Origin of the sequence: Luteibacter sp. W1I16 (genome assembly GCF_050434905.1) — a bacterium.
In the GTDB taxonomy this organism is placed as follows: Bacteria; Pseudomonadota; Gammaproteobacteria; order Xanthomonadales; family Rhodanobacteraceae; genus Luteibacter.
On the sequence record NZ_JBNDJJ010000001.1, the window covers coordinates 2,384,030 to 2,397,457 of the forward strand.

Here is a 13,428-nt window from a genome sequence, read left to right on the forward strand (position 1 = left end):
CGGATGCCCCGACCATGCCTTCGCGTCTCATGCCCTGGTGTATCGCCGCCCTCATATCGTTCGCGTCCGTTTCGTCCCGCGCCGGTTGCTGGAAACATCCGGCGCAGGATGCCCCGCAACGGGTTTCCTTCGGCCTCATCCAGGTTCCCGCCGATGCGCCGCCGCTGACCGTCCTGGCGGAACGTGCTTCTGCCGGTTGGGACTCGCCCGAATTTTTATGCACCAAGCTGAGCCGTACCTCGAGCCTCGGGAATTTCAGGGTGCCGAGCGCGCTGGGCGAACACATCCAGGACACCAACATCGCCGGTGTCGGCGTACGAATCCAGTTCCATAACGGCACGGGCGCCGCATGGGTCCCGCAAAACGACTGGAGCGGGTGGACCGCCAAGGAACGACTGGTCAACGCTCATTTCACCGTCCAGCTCATCAAGACCGGTCCGATAGTCCAGGGCGGCGCGCTGAAGGCCGGCCGCCTGGCCCATGCGGGTTTCGACGATGCGGACCAGGTACGCGTCGATCTGCTCGATGCGCGCGTGGAACCCCAGCGGCCCACCTGCGCCTTTGCCTCTCGACGGTTGCTCTTCGCACTGGACAAAGTCGATGGCGGCACGCTCGCCACCGCGGGCAGCAGCCATTGGGCCACACAACAACTCGTTTCCACCGGTTGCACCCATGCCACGCAGATCCTGCTGACGTTCACCGGCGCGGCCGATGAAACGGACGCCTCGCTCTTCAAGCTCACCGGCAGCGGTGCCGCGACGGGTGTCGCGGTGGAACTCCGGAGCGACGAACCCGATGTCCAGGCCATTCCCAACAGCACGGCTCCGCTCGTCCTGAGCGCGGTGCGGGAAGGCCGGAGCTACGGCTTCCGGGCCCGCTACCGGACGACCGGAAAACCGCTCGCTCCCGGCTCGGCGAATACCAGCATTACGGTGAACGTCGCCTACCGTTGAGCCTTGACTTGACGGTAGCTCGATCCAGGCCAACCACCGCCACCAGCGCCGAGAGTACGGAGAGTCCGGCGGAGAGCAGCATGACGGCGCGGAAGCCGGCGACGAAGGCTTCTCCGACGACACGCTGTGCGTCGGCGTTCGCTACCTCGATGCCGGCCAGCTTGGCCCGTTGCGCGAGGATGCCTCGCACGATGCCCTCGTCCAGGTGCAATGCCGCCAGCCGCGTATCCAGCGTGGTATTGAACACCCCGGTAAGCACGACGCCGAACACCGCGATCGCAAGCAAGCCGGCGGTTCGCGAGACGGCGTTGTTGACGCCCGAGGCGGTGCCCGCGAGCGACGGGTCCAGGGCATTCATCACGGTGGTGGTGAGTGGGGCGACGACGATGCTCATGCCCAGGCCGAGCACGCAACTCGCCGGAAAAAATGTCGTCCAGTAGCTGGCCCCGACACCCGGCAAGGCGTACAGGACGAAGCCGGCGGCGGCCACGACGGGCCCGACCATTAGCGGCAGGCGCGCACCCACGCGGTCGACCAACTGGCCGGTCCATCGCGACAGGGCGAACATGATCACGATCACGGGCAACAGGGAAGCGCCCGCGCCCGTCGCGCCGTAGCCCTGTACCTGGATCAGGTTGAGCGGAACGAAGAACAGGCTGCCGCCGAGCGCCGCATAAAGCAGCAGGGTGAGCACGTTGGCCGCCGAGAAATCACGGTTGCGAAACAGGTGCAGTGGAAGCATGGGTGCGGATGTGCGCCGCTCCACGCCGATGAAGGCGACCAGTGCCGCCAGGCCGACACTCGCGGCGCTGGCGACCGACGGTGCCGACCATCCGCGCAAGGGCCCTTCGATCAACGCGAAGACGATGCCCGCCAAGCCCACGGTCGCCAGCGTGGCGCCGACGACATCGAGCTGGCTGCTCGCGGGCGCGCCCCGGCTTTCAGGCACCCGCCACCGGCAGATCGCCACGAGCGCGATGCCCAGTGGCAGGTTGATCAGGAACGCCCAGTGCCAGGACACATGTTCGACGAGGTACCCGCCAAGCACAGGCCCCGCCGCCGCAGTGATACCGCTGAAGGCCGACCATGTACCGATCGCGGCACCCCGGCGCTCCTTCGGGAAAGCGCTGCTGATGAGGGCGAGGCTGCCGGGTACCAGCAGGGCCGCGCCGAAGCCCTGGATCGCCCGCCCGCCGATCAGGGCGGCCACGTTCGGCGCCATCGCGCAGAGCAACGATGCCAGGGTGAATACCACGGTGCCGATCATGAACACACGGCGGCGTCCGAAGCGGTCGCCGAGCACGCCGCCAACGAGGAGCAGGGCGGACAGCAGCAGTGCGTAGGCTTCCATCACCCATTGCGCATCCGCCGTCGTGGCGTCCAGAGCTTTCTGTATGGCTGGCAAGGCGACGTTGACGATGGTGCCGTCGACGAAGGCCATGCCCGAGCCGACAATGGCGGCGACCAGGGTCCAGCGGCGCGCGGCGTCCCCGCAATCGACGGCTTCGTCACTGGCCGTGGGGTGGCCGGGTTGGGGGGCAACGATGGTCATGGCGGGAGACTAGCGCGTCGGCGGGGGCGATGCCTTGGACCGCGCGAGCTCTGCCTTGTCGATTTGGTATATCGCCGTTCGACGAAGTGTGTGAAAGACCTCAATCCTCCGAAAGGGAGCATCCCATGTCCGACCGATTCCAGCGCATCACGCCCTTCCTATGGTTCGACACCCAGGCCGAGGAAGCCGCCCGGTACTACGTTTCGATCTTCCCGAACTCGCGGGTGATCGGCACCACCCGTTATTCCAGGGAAGTGTCGGCGGCCGCGGGCCGGCCGGAAGGATCGGTGATGACGGTCGCTTTCGAACTGGACGGCCAGCCCATCACCGCGCTCAACGGCGGCCCGGAGTTCACGTTCACTCCGGCGCTCTCCCTCGTGGTCCGCTGCCGCGACCAGGCCGAGATCGACCATTTCTGGGAGAAGCTCTCGGCGGGCGGCGACCCGGATGCGCAGGCTTGTGGCTGGCTGAAGGACAAGTACGGTCTGTCGTGGCAGATCGTCCCGGAGAACATCGACGTCCTGGCGCAAAACCCCGGCTCCGTGGCCGCGCTCATGCACATGAAGAAGCTCGACATCGCTGCCATGGAAGCGGCGGCGACCTGATCCCGTGCATGCCCGGGGTGTGACGTGGTCGCGTTGACATGAGCCGGCCGCGCGGCGAGAGTCGAACGTCACACCAGCCGGGAGCGGGTCCATTGAATCGACGTGAGTTCGCGAAGGCGCTGGCCGCCGCCGGCGCCTTCAGCAGCGGCCTCTGGCCTGCCGTACGTACGATGGCGGCAACGCCTTCACCCCTGGCGACGCATGGCGTGGCGGTGGATCCGGACCGACTCCAGGCCTTGCAGCAAGGCTTCCTCGACCTCCGCTTCGGCATGTTCATCCACCTGAACCTGGCGACGTTCGAGGAGCGGGAGTGGGGCGACCCCACGCTTTCGCCGAAGCTGTTCAACCCGAAGCACCTGGACACCGACCAGTGGGCGCGCGCCGCGAAGTCCGCCAACATGGGCTACGCATGCCTCACCACCAAGCACCATGACGGCTTCTGCCTGTGGCCGACCCGCACGGGCAGTGCCAATGTCATGCAGTCCTCGTACCCGCACGACGTGGTGCGCCGCTACGTGGATTCGTTCCGCAAGGCGGGACTCAAGGTGTGCCTGTATTTCTCCATCCTCGACCTGCGCCAGGACATTCGTGCGCGCACGGTCACGCCGGAGAAAATCGCGTTGATCAAGGCGCAGATCACGGAGTTGTTGACGAACTATGGCCCGCTCACGGCGCTGATCCTCGACGGATGGAATGCCTCATGGTCACGCATCTCGTACGCCGAACTGCCGTATCGCGAGATCTACGATCTGGTGAAGTCCCTTCAGCCGGACTGCCTGCTCACCGACCATAACGCGGGCAGCTATCCCGGCACGGCGCTCTACTACACCGACATCAAGCAATACGAGCAGCACGCCGGGCAGAAGATCCCGGCGGACAGCCCGGTGCCTTCGCAATCGGGCACGACCTTGCAGAGCGACTGGTTCTGGAAGAAGGCCTACCCCACCTCCGAACTCGCTTCCGCGAAGACCATCGTCGACGAGTGGCTGAAGCCGTTCAACGACAACCACTGCAACCTCATCCTCAACGTGGCGCCGAACCGCGACGGCCGTTTCGACGACAACGCCGTCGCGCGCCTTGCCGAGATCGGCACGCTGTGGAAGAACGAGGGCCCCGCGGCGAAGATCGGCCGATCCGTGACGATCACCACGCCGGACCTCGCCGCAGGCAAACCCGCATGGGCCAGTGCGAGTGACGAGGCCGTGGGCCCGGACCAGGCATTCGACGACAACTTCCGCTCCTACTGGCTCGCCGACCGCGGGAAGAACGAGGGCTGGATCGAAGTGCGTTTCGATGCACCGGTGTCGTTCAATACCCTGTCGATCGTGGAGCCTTTGCACGATCAGGACTATGGCGACACCAACCGCATCGCCTCGTACAAGGTGGAAGTCGAACGCGACGGTGCCTGGGTGGAAGTGGTGTCGGGAACGAAACCCGCGCACTACCAGTTCCATGAGGTGGCGCGGACGACGGCGAAGCGGGTCAGGCTCAGCGTCGCGGGCAGGCAACCCGGCATCACGGAGTTCGGTCTGTACGACGAACCGAGGGCGGCGGGCTGACGTTTCACGCCTTTAAAACCAACGACTTGTCACCATATCGGTGTACCTGAGCCAACGCGCCGGGAGGTGGGCCATGGCAACCGGATGGGCGGGCGATACCGCCGTGCAGGACCAGATCGACGCCACCGTGGACGACGCGGTGAAGCGCGCGCGCAGCCGGCTTGCGAAGGGGCCGAGCCTGGAGCGCTGCGAAGAATGCGACAAGCCGATTCCCGAGGCCCGCCGCAAGGCGGTACCAGGCGTGCGCTTGTGCGTGGCGTGCCAGGAAACGGCCGACCGTGAAGAAGCGGCGTTCACGGGCTACAACCGGCGCGGCAGCAAGGACAGCCAGCTGCGGTGAGCGCGGGCTCATCAGCCCGCGCGCACCACCTTCAACGTCTTGTACAAGGTCGCGCGGGACAGGCCCAGGAGCTGGGTGATATACGCGACGGCATTGCGCACGTCGAAGAGGCCACGCGATTCCAACGCGGCGACGACCGCTTCGCGATCGGCGAGGCTCATCGCGGCGAGCGTGGTGCCGCGGTCGACGAGGAACTGGCCCACGACCTCGTTGATCTCCTCGCGCCAATCGCCGTGAAACAGCGCCGGGAGACGCTCACTGGTGTCCGCGAAGCGAAGGAATTCCCGCGAAACCGAGTGCAGGGCCTCGAACATGCTCACATCGAGATTGATGCAGAGCAGCCCGACGGGCTTGCGCCGGCCGTCGCGCACGACGGCCGTGACCGACTTGAGCGACCGGCCATCTCCGTTTTTCTTCGCATAGGGACCGATGACGGGCTGTTCCAGCGTGATCACGCCGTCGGCGTCGGTCAGCGACGCATCGCCGGGTTCCCGGCGGGACAGGCGATTGGCTATGTGACGGATGGTGCCGGTCGCCAGGTCGTGGATCACCACCTCCGCATGCGGACGGAGCAAGGCGGCGATCGCATCGGCGACCGGAACGAAGGTGGAAAGGTGATCGGCCATGCACGGCATGATCCCCGTGCCGATACACCAAGTCCAGCCTGGACGTTTTGTGTCGTCAGCCTGGATAGTCCAGGCTCGGATACCACGTGGGCTTGCGCCCTTCCGGCGTGCAGTCGATCACCGTCCACAGCGGCATGAGGTCGGGCGCGCCACGCGGGTCTTCGCCGGGATCGGCCGTTTCGAAGCCCATTTCACCGGCCCAGAAATGGCGGATCACGCCGTCGCGCCGGGTGTAGACGTTGAACGCGGGCTCGTCGCCACCGTCCTTGCCGATCGCGTGGTAGTCGCGGCTGAACTCACCGTTGGCGTCCGAATAGAGCTTCAGGTGCCGCCACCCGCGTTCGCGCGCGAACGCCTGCATGCGCTCGTAAGGCGAGCGCGAAATAACGGCCAGGGCCACGTTCTGCTCGATGTCGCGCGCCTCGCCATCCCAGGCGCTGAGCAGGGAAGTGCACATCGGGCAGGGCCGCTCGCGTTGCGGGCCGAACATCCAGCTATATGTGACCAGGGTGTTCTTGTCGCCGAACAGCGCCGGGAAATCGAGCGGGCCATGCTGCCCGATGAAGCGGTAATTGCCGCGCACCTCGCCGCCGGGTGGCAACGACCGGCGCTGCACGGCCACCCGCTCGATATGCCGGCGCAGTTCGATTTCCTCGGCGAGCAAGGCGTTACGTGCCGCGCGGTATTCGGCACTTTCGTTCGGCATGCGGAACGTGTTGCGCGCGGCTAGCTCCGCGGCGGATACGAGGGTGGTGTCGGTCATGTCGATCTCCTGCGGTCAATCGCGGTCGGGTGCGCCCAGCGGGAAGAACGGACGGTAGACGCGAGCCTCGTCGACGGCGCGGGCAAACGAGGGGCGGGCCAGCAGGCGCCGGCGGTACGCGTGCACACGGGTGAAGCCCGGGTCGATCGCGTGGGTCCAGTCGGCATAGAAGAGAAACGGCGCGGCCCCGCAGTCGGCGAGGCTGAAGCGATCGCCGGCGGCCCACTCGCGCCCTTCCATGTGCCGGTCCAGCCAGGCATAAGCGGTTTCGAGCATCCCGCGCGCTTCGGCCACGCCATGCGCGTCATGCTTGCCCTCGGGGCGCAAGGCGTCGAAGACGATTCGCTGCTGCGGCGTCGATACGTAGTTGTCGAAGAAGCGGTCCATGTTGCGAACCTCGAGCGCCGCCTTGCGATCGTCGGGCAGCATCGGCGCCGGGCCGGAGTGGTAGAGGTCCAGGTACTCGATGATGGTGCTCGCCTCGGTGATGGTGCGATGGCCATCGACCAGGACCGGAAACCGCTTCAGCGGCCAAAGTTCCGCGAACTCCGCGTAAGTCTCGGGGTGCTCCGGCGAAAGGAGCTTCCACTCGAACGGCGTGCCGTTCTCGTAGAGGGCCACCAGCGCTTTCTGGCAGTAGGATGAGAACGGGTGGGCATAGAGCTTCAGGGTCATCGGTGCACCTGGTCCGTGGGAGGCTTTCCCTTTCGTCGAACGGGCAAGCCCGATTTCGACATGACAGCCAAATCGCGAACGATCCGTACTCGCATGGCTGCCCCGGCTCCGATTAACCTCGTGTCCTCTGGATCAGGAGCCGCCCATGAAACGCCTGCTCGCCGGCCTCGCGCTGTCCCTTACCCTCGCATCGTCGGCCATGGCCAGTGTGCCCATCTGGGGTGCGAAGCAATCGAGTCCGGCCGATACCCCGCCTTCGGCCTTGAAGCCCGGTGAATGGATATGGGGTGGACGTGGCGCTTCCCCCGGCCCGATGGCGGTGATCGTGAGCCTCACCGAACAGAAGGCTTACGCGTACCGCAACGGGATCCTCATCGGCGTGACCACGGTCAGCACCGGTAAGAAGGGCCACGAAACGCCGACGGGCGTGTTCACGATCCTGCAGAAGGACAAGGATCACCGTTCCAAGAACTACGACAACGCCCCCATGCCATACCAGCAGCGCCTGACCTGGGACGGCGTGGCCCTTCATGCGGGCGGACTTCCGGGTTATCCGGAATCCCACGGTTGCGTGCACATGCCGACCGAGTTCGCGAAGCTGCTCTTCGATGCAACGAACATGGGCATGACCGTCGTGGTGGCCGAGGAAGGCACGGCGCCGGTGACCGTGGTGCACCCTACCGCCGTCATTCCCATCGACCCGCGCAATGGCGCCGACCTCCACCTCGAACCGCTTGCCAACGGACAGCTCTACCGATGGACACCGGAAGCCTCGCCGACCGGGCCCATCTCCATGGTGCTCAGCGTGGCCGACGGCCGCGTGATCGTCTTCCGGAATGGCATAGAGATCGGCCGCAGCCAGGTACAGGTGCGCGATCCCCTGGCGGGCACGCATGCCTTCATCGTAGCCTCTGGCTACATGCCCGACGCGCCGCAGCGGTCGGGCCTGCGCATGCCGAACTGGATCACGATCGGCATCCCGGGCCACGGCGATGAAGCGGGCAAGGTGGTGGACGAGGCGCTCGTGGACCGCGTGGCCGTGCCGAGGGAGTTCATGGAGAAGGTACTGCCCTTGCTCTCGCCGGGCTCGGTGCTACTGGCGACCGACGAGAGCATCCAGCCCGCGAGTACGGGACCAAAAGTGCAGGTGATCGACTCGAACCCGCCCGGCGTCTGACGGCGAGGTCTTCAGCGATCGAACCCCTGTTCCCCGATCGCCTCGGCAAGATAGGTGACGAACGAGGCGATACGCGCGGAGATGGCCGTGTTGCGGTAGTACACCGCGTTGATCGGCTGACGAAGCTCGGCGATGTGCTTGGACAACACGGGTACCAGGGTCCCCGCTTCGCGGTCGCCGCGCGTCATGAAGTCGGACAGGCAGACGATACCGTTGCCTTCGAGCGCGAGCTGGCGCAGCGTTTCGCCGCTGGACGAGCCGATGGTCGGCTTGATACGCACGCGCTGCCCGTTCTCGTCCAGTAGCGGCCACTCGTTGAGTGATTCGGGTTCGGTGAAACCGAGCAACGCATGCTTGCGCAGGTCCGCTACCTTGCGCGGCCTGCCATGCTTCGCGAGGTAAGCCGGGCTGGCGAGGCAACGCACCTGGCTCGTGCCGATAGGCCGCGCATGCAGCGTGGAATCCTTCAGCCTCCCGATGCGCAAGGCGACGTCGGTGCGGCGCTCCAGCAGATCGATGTAGCCTTCGCTGCTGTGCAGTTCGAGTTCCACGTCGGGGAAGCGTTCGCGGTATCCCGCGATCAACGGTACCACCACGTGCAGCATGAAGGGCGACGCCGCGTCGATGCGAAGGCGCCCGGCGGGGCGGCCACGGCGTGCCGCCATCTGCTCTTCCGCATTCTCCACCGCCGCGACGATGTCACGCGCGCGTTCGAGGAAAGCCTCGCCTTCATCCGTCAGTTCGAGGCGTCGCGTGGTGCGGCGAAGCAACGTGGTCTTGAGCTTCTGCTCCAGCCTTCCCAGCGAGCGGCTGGCGGCGGAGACGGTCTGCTCCAATTGTTGCGCAGCCCCGGTGATGGAGCCGGTATCGACCACCGCGATGAAGTTCTGGATTTCGTCGAGGGTGATGTTCATCGTTGCGCCTGCCGCAAATACCTGCGGTTATACACGGCTTTTTCGGGAAAAACCAAGACACGTCAAAGAAGCGCGCCGCGCAAGAAAATTCGAATGAACGAATGCACTACGAACAGGAATTTTCCTGATGCGGTCGCGCCGATTCACTGTGCTAGCGTCGATGCGGGGAGCGGTGCTTTGTCGTTGAAACGGAGTTCGCGCGGGGGGGAAGAAAACGGAATGACAAGGGGCCGAGCTGCCTGCGTCCGGTGACGATGTCATCGGAACCACATGTCCCGAACGGGATTCGGCTCAGCTTACGGGAGAGACGTTTCATGCAGATGAAGAAAGCCTCGCTATGTGTGGCGGTGGGTGCGGTACTGGCTGCGTTCGTATGTGCGCCCGCCATGGCCGCGGGGGCGGCGACGGCATGGGCTGCGACCGCGACGCGCGCACATGAACTTGCCGCGACGGCGAACACCGCCGACCTGGCGGACGCCGCCACGCCGGTTCATGTCGAAGTGGTGTTGAAAGTGCAGAACCGCTCCGCGCTCGATGACTTCATCGCATCGGCTCACAACCCCTCCAGCCCGATGTTCCATGCAAAGCTGCAACCAGCGGACGCGGTCGCCATGTTCTCGCCGAGCGATGGCCAGGTGCAGGCCCTGGTCGCGTACCTCAGCAAGGCCGGCTTCAGCAACATCAGTGTCTCTGGCAACAAGCTGGTCGTCTCGGCGGATGGCAACGCGGGTGCCGCGCAGGCGGCCTTCGCGACGCGTCTGGTCAAGGCGCAGGATGCCGAAGGCCGTGCCGCCTACGCCAACATCGACGACGCCAAGGTGCCCGCTGCCCTCGGTGACACGGTGCTCGCCGTCGTCGGTTTGCAGACGGTGAACCATGCACACACCATGATCAAGCCGGCGGACCGCATCGGCACCAAGGCGACCACAGGCGTCACCGGTCACAACCCGACCACGTTTCCGACCATCTACAACGTCGGCAGCACGCCGACGGCGGCGACCGTCACCGTGGGCATCATCAGCGACGGCAACATGACCCAACCGCTGAAGGACCTGACCAGCTTCACCACCGCCAATGGACTGCCCGCAGTGAATACCCAGGTGGTCGTGGTCGGAACGGCCGGCACCGACACCAGTGGTACACCGGAATGGGATCTCGACAGCCAGGATATCGTGGGCATGTCGGGCGGCGTGGGCAAGCTCATCTTCTACACGGCGAACTCCCTGAGCAACAGCGCGTTGACCGCCGCATACAACCAGGCGGTGAGCGACAACCAGGCCAGCGTCATCAACGTGTCGTTGGGCGAATGCGAAACCAGCGCCTACAACGACGGTTCGATGGCGGCCGACGACCAGATCTTCGCGCTGGGTGTTTCACAGGGACAGACCTTCTCCGTCTCCACGGGTGACTCCGGTTCCAACGAATGCACCAAGGCGCCGCGCGGCACGACGCCGAGCTATCCCGCCAGTTCGCCTTACGTGGTGGCCGTCAGTGGCACGACGTTGAGCACCGGCACCAGCAACAGCTGGGTGGGCGAGACGTTGTGGGCCGATGCCGGCGGCAGCCCGAGCACCGTGGAGCCGAAGCCGAGCTGGCAGACGAAGGGCACGGGCACCACGCGTGACGTCGCCGACGTGGCGTTCGATGCCGACCCGAACTCGGGTTCGATTATCATCGTCAACGGGAGCAACGCTCAGTACGGCGGGACTAGCCTGTCCGCACCGCTGTTCGCCGCCACCTGGGCACGCATGCTCGCGGGCCATCCCACGCTCGGCTTCGCCGCTCCTCATCTGTACCAGGTGCCGACCACCGTCTACCACGACATCACCTCCGGCAGTAACGGCGGCGAGACGGCGGCGGCAGGCTGGGATTACGCGAGCGGCTTCGGCAGCGCCATCGTGAGCAACCTCTACAGCAACCTGTAAACACAGCAGGGAGTCGCGATATCGGCGGGGCGCACGCACAAGCGGCGCCCCGCTTTTTTATGTTTTGGTGGGAGCCGACCCTGTCGGCGATCCCGCGGCAGCGGGCGAGGTAACAGCAACCTGGTGGGAGCCGACCTTGTCGGCGATCCCGCGGCAGCGGGCCAGGTTGAGGCAAGCACCCATCGCCGACAGGGTCGGCTCCCACATGGGCTTTTCCTTTTCGAATGACCTCGGCGCGCAGGAATTTACGCTGAATTTACGCGGGCCAGTCTGAGCCTTACACCGAAGATATCCGGCGATTTCGATAATTCCGCAGCTCTCCTCACCTGGATGAACCTGTGGAAATCCTCTACGTGCTCCTGATCGTCGTGCTGACCGCGGCGACCATCGGCTTCCTCATGATCTGCGACCGGCTCGGTCGCCGGTGAGGGTGCCGACATGAATCTTTCCTACCTTCTCGCCGGATTGATAGCCGTGGCGCTTGCCGGCTACCTGCTGGTCGCGCTGCTCAAGCCGGAGTGGTTCGAATGAGCGCGAACGATGGCATCCAGATCGTCGTCTATCTCGCCGTGCTGCTGCTCCTGGTCAAGCCGATGGGTAGCTACATGGCGCTCGTCTTCGCGGAAGGGCCGAACAAGGTCACGCGCTTCGGCGGTCGCATCGAGCGGCTCGTCTATCGCCTTGCCGGCGTCGAGCCCGGCGAGGAGATGGGCTGGAAGAAGTACGCGCTCGCCATGCTGCTGTTCAACGTCGTGGGCATGATCGCCGTCTACATGCTTCAGCGCGTGCAGCAATGGCTGCCGCTCAACCCGGAGCATTTCGGTGCGATCACGCCGGATTCAGCGATGAATACGGCCGTCAGCTTTGCCAGCAACACCAACTGGCAGGGTTATGGCGGCGAGTCGACCATGAGCTACCTCACCCAGGCGATAGGCCTGGCCGTGCAGAACTTCCTCTCGGCAGCGACGGGCATCGCCGTGCTCATCGCCGTCATCCGCGGATTCTCACGCCGGGGCGTGAAGGTGCTGGGCAATTTCTGGGTCGATCTGACCCGGACCACCCTTTACATCCTGCTTCCCCTGTCGCTGCTCATCACTCTGCTGCTCGTGTCGCAAGGCGTCGTGCAGAACGTGCGTCCCTATGAGCATGCCACCACGGTGCAGGCCACGGCGTATGACGAGCCGGTCAAGAACGCGGACGGCAACCCCGTGATGGATGCGGCCGGCAAGCCGGTGGTCAGGCACGTCTCGACGCAAGAACAGGTGCTTCCGATGGGTCCCGCCGCGTCGCAGATCGCGATCAAGATGCTGGGGACCAACGGCGGCGGCTTCTTCAACGCCAATTCGGCGCACCCTTACGAGAATCCGACACCGTTCTCCAATTTCATCGAGATGCTGGCGATCTTCCTGATCCCCGCCGGCCTTTGCTATACGTTCGGGGCGATGGTGGGCGATCGCCGGCAAGGGTGGGCATTGCTCGCGACGATGCTGGTGATCTTCGTGCCCTTGACCTTCGGGCTCGTCGCGGCGGAACAGGCAGGCAATCCGGCGCTGCACGGGCTGGCCGTCGATGCGCACGCCTCGGCGCTGCAAAGTGGCGGCAACATGGAGGGCAAGGAGACGCGCTTCGGCATCGTGTCGTCGGGATTGTTCGCCGCGATCACCACGGCCGCATCGTGCGGTGCGGTCAATGCCATGCACGACTCGCTGACGCCGCTGGGCGGCCTCGTGCCGATGTGGCTGATGCAACTGGGCGAGGTCATCTTCGGCGGCGTGGGTTCCGGCTTGTACGGCATGCTGGCCTTCGCCGTCGTCGCGGTCTTCATCGCGGGCCTGATGGTCGGCCGCACGCCGGAATACCTGGGCAAGAAGATCGAGGCGCACGAGATGAAGATGGCCAGCCTGGCCGTGCTCCTGCCTTGCGCCCTGGTGGTGATCTGCACCACCATCGCCGTGATGACGCCTGCCGGTGTCGCCGGCGTCGCCAATCCCGGCGCGCATGGGTTCAGCGAGATCCTCTACGCGGTGAGTTCCGCCTCGAACAACAACGGCAGCGCGTTCGGCGGACTTTCGGCGAATACGCCGTTCTGGAACGTACTGCTGGCCATCTGCATGTACTTCGCACGGTACCCACTGGCGATCGCGATGCTGGCGATGGCGGGCTCGTTGGCGGCTAAGCGTCACGTGCCTGAATCCGCCGGAACGCTGCCGACGCATACACCACTGTTCGTGGTGCTGCTCGCGAGCGTCGTCATCGTCGTCGGTGCACTCACCTTCCTTCCGGCGCTCGCCCTCGGGCCGATCGCCGAGCAATTGATGTCCGCCACGGGGCACTGATCC

Annotated in this window: 13 protein-coding genes; 8 read left to right on the forward strand and 5 right to left on the reverse strand. The window is 65.3% G+C overall.

Features of this window, described 5'->3' with window-relative positions; genetic code table 11:
• Nucleotides 1-14: 14 nt before the first annotated feature.
• The gene (locus QFZ41_RS10535; protein ID WP_429198727.1) at nucleotides 15-953 is read left to right on the forward strand and encodes a fimbrial protein; all 939 of its coding nucleotides are present in this window, start codon (nucleotides 15-17) and stop codon (nucleotides 951-953) included.
• Here the strand turns inward: QFZ41_RS10535 and QFZ41_RS10540 are convergent.
• The gene (locus QFZ41_RS10540; protein WP_429198728.1) at nucleotides 928-2,505 is read right to left on the reverse strand and encodes a DHA2 family efflux MFS transporter permease subunit; all 1,578 of its coding nucleotides are present in this window, start codon (nucleotides 2,503-2,505) and stop codon (nucleotides 928-930) included. The two genes, QFZ41_RS10535 and QFZ41_RS10540, sit on opposite strands and share 26 nt — an antisense overlap.
• 125 nt (nucleotides 2,506-2,630) lie before the next feature.
• On the opposite strand from QFZ41_RS10540, the gene QFZ41_RS10545 reads away from it, so the two are divergent.
• The 3 genes from QFZ41_RS10545 (at nucleotide 2,631) to QFZ41_RS10555 (ending at nucleotide 5,009) form a co-directional block, all read left to right on the forward strand.
• On the forward strand, nucleotides 2,631-3,110 hold the full coding sequence (locus QFZ41_RS10545) for a VOC family protein (RefSeq protein WP_429198729.1): 480 nt from the start codon (nucleotides 2,631-2,633) through the stop codon (nucleotides 3,108-3,110).
• A gap of 92 nt (nucleotides 3,111-3,202) precedes the next feature.
• Nucleotides 3,203-4,669, forward strand: a complete 1,467-nt coding sequence (locus QFZ41_RS10550) for an alpha-L-fucosidase (RefSeq protein WP_429198730.1) — start codon at nucleotides 3,203-3,205, stop codon at nucleotides 4,667-4,669.
• A gap of 73 nt (nucleotides 4,670-4,742) precedes the next feature.
• Nucleotides 4,743-5,009: a DksA/TraR family C4-type zinc finger protein gene (locus QFZ41_RS10555; protein WP_429198731.1), complete on the forward strand. Its 267-nt coding sequence runs from the start codon at nucleotides 4,743-4,745 to the stop codon at nucleotides 5,007-5,009.
• 11 nt (nucleotides 5,010-5,020) lie between these two features.
• Here QFZ41_RS10555 and QFZ41_RS10560 read toward each other — a convergent pair whose 3' ends face one another.
• The 3 genes from QFZ41_RS10560 to QFZ41_RS10570 are packed head-to-tail and all read right to left on the reverse strand — an operon-like array spanning nucleotide 5,021 to nucleotide 7,073.
• A complete protein-coding gene (locus tag QFZ41_RS10560) occupies nucleotides 5,021-5,635 on the reverse strand; it encodes a helix-turn-helix transcriptional regulator (protein ID WP_429198732.1) in 615 nt (204 codons plus the stop codon).
• 55 nt (nucleotides 5,636-5,690) lie between these two features.
• Entirely contained in the window at nucleotides 5,691-6,398 is a 708-nt protein-coding gene (locus QFZ41_RS10565) for a DUF899 family protein (RefSeq protein ID WP_429198733.1), read from the reverse strand.
• Between the two features lie 15 nt (nucleotides 6,399-6,413).
• On the reverse strand, nucleotides 6,414-7,073 hold the full coding sequence (locus tag QFZ41_RS10570) for a glutathione S-transferase family protein (RefSeq protein ID WP_429198734.1): 660 nt from the start codon (nucleotides 7,071-7,073) through the stop codon (nucleotides 6,414-6,416).
• Nucleotides 7,074-7,218: 145 nt separating this feature from the next.
• Between QFZ41_RS10570 and QFZ41_RS10575 the strand changes: the two genes are divergently transcribed.
• A complete protein-coding gene (locus QFZ41_RS10575; RefSeq protein WP_429198735.1) occupies nucleotides 7,219-8,250 on the forward strand; it encodes a L,D-transpeptidase in 1,032 nt (343 codons plus the stop codon).
• An 11-nt stretch (nucleotides 8,251-8,261) separates the two neighbouring features.
• Here the strand turns inward: QFZ41_RS10575 and QFZ41_RS10580 are convergent, their stop codons facing one another.
• On the reverse strand, nucleotides 8,262-9,164 hold the full coding sequence (locus QFZ41_RS10580; RefSeq protein WP_429198736.1) for a LysR substrate-binding domain-containing protein: 903 nt from the start codon (nucleotides 9,162-9,164) through the stop codon (nucleotides 8,262-8,264).
• 314 nt (nucleotides 9,165-9,478) lie between these two features.
• Here QFZ41_RS10580 and QFZ41_RS10585 point away from each other — a divergent pair, with 314 nt between their 5' ends.
• The 3 genes from QFZ41_RS10585 (at nucleotide 9,479) to kdpA (ending at nucleotide 13,425) form a co-directional block, all read left to right on the forward strand.
• Nucleotides 9,479-11,089, forward strand: coding sequence for a S53 family peptidase (locus QFZ41_RS10585; protein WP_429198737.1), 1,611 nt, complete (start codon nucleotides 9,479-9,481; stop codon nucleotides 11,087-11,089).
• A 438-nt stretch (nucleotides 11,090-11,527) separates the two neighbouring features.
• Complete coding sequence (gene kdpF, locus QFZ41_RS10590) at nucleotides 11,528-11,620, forward strand: K(+)-transporting ATPase subunit F (RefSeq protein WP_429198738.1); 93 nt, start codon at nucleotides 11,528-11,530, stop codon at nucleotides 11,618-11,620.
• A complete protein-coding gene (kdpA, locus tag QFZ41_RS10595; RefSeq protein ID WP_429198739.1) occupies nucleotides 11,617-13,425 on the forward strand; it encodes a potassium-transporting ATPase subunit KdpA in 1,809 nt (602 codons plus the stop codon). Before kdpF ends, kdpA begins: the two co-directional genes overlap by 4 nt.
• Nucleotides 13,426-13,428: the final 3 nt, after the last annotated feature.

Excerpts from the sequence above, each read along its gene's own strand:
- QFZ41_RS10575 (WP_429198735.1), top strand. The coding sequence starts at position 7,219 with ATGAAACGCCTGCTCGCCGGCCTCGCGCTGTCCCTTACCCTCGCATCG.
- QFZ41_RS10560 (WP_429198732.1), bottom strand. The coding sequence starts at position 5,635 with ATGGCCGATCACCTTTCCACCTTCGTTCCGGTCGCCGATGCGATCGCC.
- QFZ41_RS10540 (WP_429198728.1), bottom strand. The coding sequence starts at position 2,505 with ATGACCATCGTTGCCCCCCAACCCGGCCACCCCACGGCCAGTGACGAA.
- QFZ41_RS10565 (WP_429198733.1), bottom strand. The coding sequence starts at position 6,398 with ATGACCGACACCACCCTCGTATCCGCCGCGGAGCTAGCCGCGCGCAAC.
- QFZ41_RS10570 (WP_429198734.1), bottom strand. The coding sequence starts at position 7,073 with ATGACCCTGAAGCTCTATGCCCACCCGTTCTCATCCTACTGCCAGAAA.
- QFZ41_RS10545 (WP_429198729.1), top strand. The coding sequence starts at position 2,631 with ATGTCCGACCGATTCCAGCGCATCACGCCCTTCCTATGGTTCGACACC.
- QFZ41_RS10555 (WP_429198731.1), top strand. The coding sequence starts at position 4,743 with ATGGCAACCGGATGGGCGGGCGATACCGCCGTGCAGGACCAGATCGAC.
- QFZ41_RS10580 (WP_429198736.1), bottom strand. The coding sequence starts at position 9,164 with ATGAACATCACCCTCGACGAAATCCAGAACTTCATCGCGGTGGTCGAT.
- QFZ41_RS10535 (WP_429198727.1), top strand. The coding sequence starts at position 15 with ATGCCTTCGCGTCTCATGCCCTGGTGTATCGCCGCCCTCATATCGTTC.
- QFZ41_RS10585 (WP_429198737.1), top strand. The coding sequence starts at position 9,479 with ATGCAGATGAAGAAAGCCTCGCTATGTGTGGCGGTGGGTGCGGTACTG.
- kdpA (WP_429198739.1), top strand. The coding sequence starts at position 11,617 with ATGAGCGCGAACGATGGCATCCAGATCGTCGTCTATCTCGCCGTGCTG.
- kdpF (WP_429198738.1), top strand. The coding sequence starts at position 11,528 with ATGAATCTTTCCTACCTTCTCGCCGGATTGATAGCCGTGGCGCTTGCC.